The organism is Gluconobacter aidae (assembly GCF_009547075.1).
GTDB lineage: Bacteria > Pseudomonadota > Alphaproteobacteria > Acetobacterales > Acetobacteraceae > Gluconobacter > Gluconobacter aidae.
Genome location: NZ_WIPH01000118.1, coordinates 1 through 293, shown reverse-complemented (window position 1 = coordinate 293; position 293 = coordinate 1). Strand labels below are relative to the sequence as shown.

At 61.4% G+C, this 293-nt stretch carries 1 protein-coding gene; it reads right to left on the bottom strand.

The features are described from left to right. Positions 1-293: Mu transposase domain-containing protein (locus GFJ39_RS13980; RefSeq protein WP_407645913.1), on the bottom strand; the 293-nt coding region annotated here is incomplete at both ends.

Sequence of the window (293 nt, the reverse complement as noted above, 5' to 3'; positions counted from 1 at the left end):
CCCTTCGGCGATAACGCGTAGCCTGTCGGGATAAACCCGCAGGCTGACCGGACGATTGGCAAAGGAGGCCGGCACGCTGTAGCGATTGCCTTCGAACTGGATCAGGCAGGTTGGTGAGACACGCTTGGTCTGTTCGACAAACCCGTCAAAGGGACGCCCCGGAACCATGAGGTGGGGACGTTCGCTTGCATGAACCTCGGAGACGCTACACGGCAATTCAGCATGCCGCAGCCGTTCCCAACAGTCCATGCAGCGGGCTTCCAGCCAGGCGTTCAGCGCCCCCAGATCGGGAA